This is a genomic window from Candidatus Igneacidithiobacillus taiwanensis (assembly GCF_031962545.1).
GTDB lineage: Bacteria > Pseudomonadota > Gammaproteobacteria > Acidithiobacillales > Acidithiobacillaceae > Igneacidithiobacillus > Igneacidithiobacillus taiwanensis.
Window position 1 is genome coordinate 1 of the sequence record NZ_JAVRKK010000147.1, and the last position, 5,173, is coordinate 5,173.

Sequence of the window (5,173 nt, forward strand, 5' to 3'; positions counted from 1 at the left end):
TTCGTAGGGGCTGGGTGGTGGAGAGCCCACCCTTGAGCCGCTGCACATGGAGAATCCTGCTCTCCAGGTCTACCTGGTCCATCCGCATAGCGCAGGCCTCCGTTACCCGCAATCCATGACGGAACATCAAAAGGATCAGGCAGCGGTCCCGTAAGCCCGTCCGGGGATTGTCTTTGGTAGCCGCCAGGAGCCGATCCACCTCCAGGGCAGTGAGATGCTTTCTTTCGCTCTCTAAAGCCGCTCGGCGCTTTTTGGGAGTGGCTACTGCTGCAGAGAGCAACCCTTGGTCTGCGGATCTCGATTCTGCGAGAGGCAAATCTGAGGAGGGTACTGCAGGTCCGGACGCGACCGGATCGCGCGCCATCGTCACTGTAACGGTTTCCGCTAGCACCCCTCCAAACAAATCTCCCTGTCTGGGATCATCCAGACCAAGGGTCTCAGCCTCCGACTCTCTCTTCCGTTTGCGCCTTTTTTCCTGATCCACCATCGCCAAAAATCTCCACCGTGATCGTAATGTCTCATAATAGCCCATTACGAAGCTTGCTCGATAGCAGTGGAATCAGTAGATTACGATTGGGTTGGCTGTATACCTATGAGACAGAATGGTACATTCTGTCTGTAACTTGCCGATTAATATATCAAGGAGCCGCTGGGAATTTATTTATGAGCAATAAATTTAACCGTAACAACCATCAAAAAGAATTGGTAGTGGTTCTTGGCATGCATCGTAGTGGGACAAGCGTGATTACCAGAGGGATTATGGCGGCAGGAATTTCTCTGGGAGATAACTTGATGCCACCAGCAGCCGGTATTAATGACAAAGGATTTTTTGAGGATCTAGATCTTGTTGATTTAAACGAGAGAATGCTAAAAGCCATTGGACATGCTTGGGACAGTGTGCGACCCTTGCAGGCAGAGCAAGTAGCTCTCCTCTCCCAGCATGGCTATTTAATAGAAGCCTTAAGATTGCTTAATGAAAAGCTTAATCAATATAAAAAATTTGGATTTAAGGATCCGCGCGTTGCTAAACTGTTACCATTTTGGCAACGCGTATTTGAGGCTGGGGACTTTGCGCCACGTTACGTCGTTGCACTACGTAATCCTATCAGTGTAGCTGACTCTCTATATAAAAGAAATGGATTTCCGAAGGAAAAATCTTACTTACTCTGGATCGAGCATGTGCTGACTATACTGAAATGCATCGTCGGCAAGGATTATATTTTTATAGATTACGATAGAGTTTTAGAAAATACGGATGAGTTTTTAAAAGACATCGCAGAATTTCTAGGTACTGACGTTATTGAAGAAGATAGCGAGAAATTCAAGCATGATTTTTTAACAGATGAGTTTCGCCATTCTAAGTATAAACCAAAAGATATATTTGCCGATTATGCGGCAATTATGCTTGCCAAAGAGGTTTATGTAGCGTTAGTTGAGGTTGTTGATAAGAAATCTTCAATCGAAGCTGTTATTCACCCAGATCGGCTAAATCAATGGGAGATCGAATTTGACCGAATGCGTCCGGCTTTGAACTTGATCGACAGCCTCACCAACGAGACGGTACGTTTGAACCAAACCGTGACAGATCGTGAAACCCAGATCGCCAGCCTCAGCCAGGCCATCAGCGAGCGCGATAGCCAGATCGCCAGCCTCACCAACGAGACGGTACGTTTGAACCAAACCGTGACAGATCGTGAAACCCAGATCGCCAGCCTCAGCCAGGCCATCAGCGAGCGCGATAGCGGGCTAGCAAAGGCCAAAGAAGAAGCCGAGCGGATGCGCGCTTATCTAGCTTCGGTGTTTGAGTCAAGATCCTGGCGGGTAACCAAACCGATACGTAAGTCGATGGCCCTTTTGCGCCAAACCAAGGGTCTGTTTGCATCCAGCCCCCATGGCAAAACGCAACGCTATTTGGCCGCCAAAACCCTGTATCACCGCCTGCCAGTTCCGCCCCGGGTAAAGCACAAACTACGACATTTGGGTAAGCGTATACTATCGCCAGAAACCTTGCAGGATTATCAGACCTGGATCAAACGCTATGATACCCTTACGGATGCCGACCGCAAGGCCATTGGGCAGCAGATTGCCTCGTGGGAGAATCCACCCAAAATATCTATCATCATGCCCTGTTATAATCCACCAGAGAAGTTTTTGCGTCTGGCTATCGAATCGGTACGCAAACAACGGTATCCCCATTGGGAACTTTGCATTGCAGATGATGCTTCACCGCAACCCCATGTCCGCAGAATTCTGGAAGAATACGCACGCCGGGATCAGCGTATCAAAGTTCTTTTCCGGGAGAAAAACGGTCACATTTCTGCTACCTCCAACAGTGCCCTGAGTCTCGCTTCCGGGGAGTACATAGCGTTACTCGACCACGACGACGCCCTGGCCGAACATGCCTTGTATTGGGTGGCCGCAGAAATCATGCAGCATCCAGAGGCGGAGCTGATCTACAGCGATGAAGACAAGATTGATGAAAAAGATCGTCGCTGCGATCCATATTTCAAGCCGGACTGGAATCCTGAACTGCTCCTGGGACAAAACTACATCAGCCACCTTGGTGTTTATAAAAGAGATCGAGTGCTTCAGATTGGCGCATTTCGGGAAGGATTTGAAGGGAGCCAGGACTGGGACTTGGTGCTGCGCTTTACGGAAGGGTTATCTGTAGAAAAAATCCGACATATCCCAGTAGTGCTGTACCACTGGCGTATGCTCGCCAATTCCACAGCCAGCAATTTAGCTGCCAAACCTTATGTGGTGAATGCGGCTAGTAAAGCCATAGCTGAAGCCCTGCACAGAAAAAAGGAAAATTTTTTACTGGATAGCGCTTGTGAAGGTGCATTTCACTTGCCTCGTATTGAGGTGCGGGAGTTCTCCCTGGTCAGCATTATCATTCCCACTAGAAATGGATTGTCGGATCTCCGCCAATGCCTGGATAGCTTAGCCAAGACAGAATACTCTCATTACGAGATCCTTGTGATCAATAATCAAAGTGATGATCCTGATACTTTGGCTTATTTCAATGATATTTCTAAAAAACCAGGGTGCCGTGTAGTATCCTATGACCAACCATTTGACTACGCCGCAATGCATAATTGGGCGGTGCCGCAGGCGCGGGGTGACTATCTCTGCCTCCTGAACAATGATACCGAGGTAGTAACCCCGCATTGGTTGGGTGAGATGTTGGGGCAAGCCCAAAGGGATAGTATTGGTGCGGTAGGAGCCAAGCTGCTATATCCAGACGGCACAGTTCAGCATGGTGGAGTTGTGCTAGGGGTCGGGGGTATAGCTTCGCATGCGCACAAAGGGCAGGCGGGAGAATCCCCAGGTTACTTTGGCCGCGCATCCTTGGTACAAAACTTTTGTGCCGTGACCGCAGCTTGTATGCTCCTTCGCAAAAAGGACTGGGAGGCTGTTGGCGGCATGTCTCCGGAACTTTCTGTCGCATACAATGATGTCGACCTCTGCCTCAAGCTACTAGAAATGGGCAGGCGAAATGTCTGGTTACCCCATGCGGTTCTCTATCACCATGAATCCAAGTCGCGCGGTAGTGACCTCCAGCCGCACAAACTCCGGCGATTTGCCATGGAACATGCCTATATGCAATGGCGCTGGGGCGCAGCCCTTCGCAGTGATCCCGCCTATAATCCAAACTTGACGTTGGAAAGGGAAGATTTCAGTATGGCTTGGCCGCCACGGGTACAACGGCCCTGGCTTAGAGAACCGATGGTGATTGACGTGCCTTATGGGTTGCCACACATGGAAGCCAAACCCTTGACACTCGTGCCTGGAGGTGAGCTGCATGGAAGTTTTCCGTTGCCGGTAGGGGTTCGAGGCACGTTACATGGTATGGGCATCATGATAAGTAACTATGGGGGCGCTTCCAATGGCACGCTCACTCTCCGGATTGAAGACCATATGGGCCAGACGGTTCACGCCCATACATCCCTAGCTGGTTCGGAAGATAACGCGATGCTTCCCATGATGTTTACCTATGGCCACTTGATACTGCAAGGCCAGGAAAGATTAAATTTCCAGGTGAAGCTCGAAGGGGCTTCCCATCCTGTAGCTCTCTGGACGTATCCACTTAACGAGCGTTGGGGACATCAAATCTCGGGTTATGAAGAGATGGCCATACGGATGGATCTACGGGTGATGACTGATAGCTTATGAGTTTGCCTTGTAAAAGATAGGATTTGCAAAATGCTCAGATCTAGGAGCGGTTTCAATCTTGAAACGCAACAATTTGTAGTCCATCAAACCACCGTTTGATGGACACATCCGCCAAGGCCTTCCCGACCAATGTTTTCGGGCAGGTCTTGGGCATTGTTGGAAAGGACCGCAAAAAGATGAGTTGTTGGAAAACTCTGGCGATCACCTGCGGACCTTGTAAGCCGGTACGGCTGACAAGTCGATAACGCCACGGTCCTCGATCTCTGGCGACTGCCTACGGGCGCGCTCGCGCTCTCGGTACGCTTTCACGGCGGCTCTAACAGCGGCCTTGCGGTCTTTGTGGACCTTGGGTCTGCCGCGCTTCTTCGGTACGGGCGGGATGCCGGGTAGGTCTGGCTGTTCATCTTGCATGGCTCAACCCCCTGTCACTGTGATGGTTATATTTTTTATTACTGTAATATAAATATCAATAATTAAATATTACAGTAATACAAATTTACAACAGTGGCGCGTCACCGTGACGGCTGGCTTGTTGCTTTGTCGAGGCCTGCACAGCCGCCAGCTATGGGCACAGAAGCCAAGACCGCCTCGATCCATTGGCAGACCATAAAACTATGCACGGCACAACTGGATCACGAGCCGGACGCTGGTATCCGATGAATCGGATTGCATCTGGCATTTGCTGGAACGGCATAGCACCCGCTCAGGCATGACACTTACCTTCACAACCGGCATGACGGCAACGGTCGCCAGGACTAGCAACCAGAATGCCCGTAAAGGCCCCAAATTTGCCCTAGAAGCGATTCTAAGGCGGGATGGAATGGGGTTGCCTACCAACGGCTTAATTTGGTCTCTATGGGCTTATATGAGCCTTTTAAAAAACGGGCGGCGGGCGCGGCGGGTTGTTGCTTTTTCTAGCCCCGATAGGGGCGGGTTTCAGCAAGGCTTCAGACGCCGCCATAGTGCGGCGGCTGTAAGCCGCGCATAGTAGATACTT

3 protein-coding genes are annotated in these 5,173 nt (G+C 50.3%); 1 reads left to right on the plus strand and 2 read right to left on the minus strand.

Annotation, left to right across the window (positions count from 1 at the left end; all coding sequences use genetic code 11):
* Window positions 1-280 (minus strand): tyrosine-type recombinase/integrase (locus RTI30_RS12395; RefSeq protein ID WP_312283895.1); only part of this gene is annotated, 280 nt, incomplete at its 3' end.
* A 383-nt stretch (window positions 281-663) separates the two neighbouring features.
* Between RTI30_RS12395 and RTI30_RS12400 the strand changes: the two genes are divergently transcribed.
* Window positions 664-4,176 (plus strand): glycosyltransferase, encoded by a 3,513-nt coding sequence (locus RTI30_RS12400; protein WP_312283896.1) that lies wholly within the window; start codon window positions 664-666, stop codon window positions 4,174-4,176.
* Window positions 4,177-4,377: 201 nt separating this feature from the next.
* Here the strand turns inward: RTI30_RS12400 and RTI30_RS12405 are convergent, their stop codons facing one another.
* Window positions 4,378-4,587 (minus strand): hypothetical protein, encoded by a 210-nt coding sequence (locus tag RTI30_RS12405; RefSeq protein WP_312283897.1) that lies wholly within the window; start codon window positions 4,585-4,587, stop codon window positions 4,378-4,380.
* Window positions 4,588-5,173: the final 586 nt, after the last annotated feature.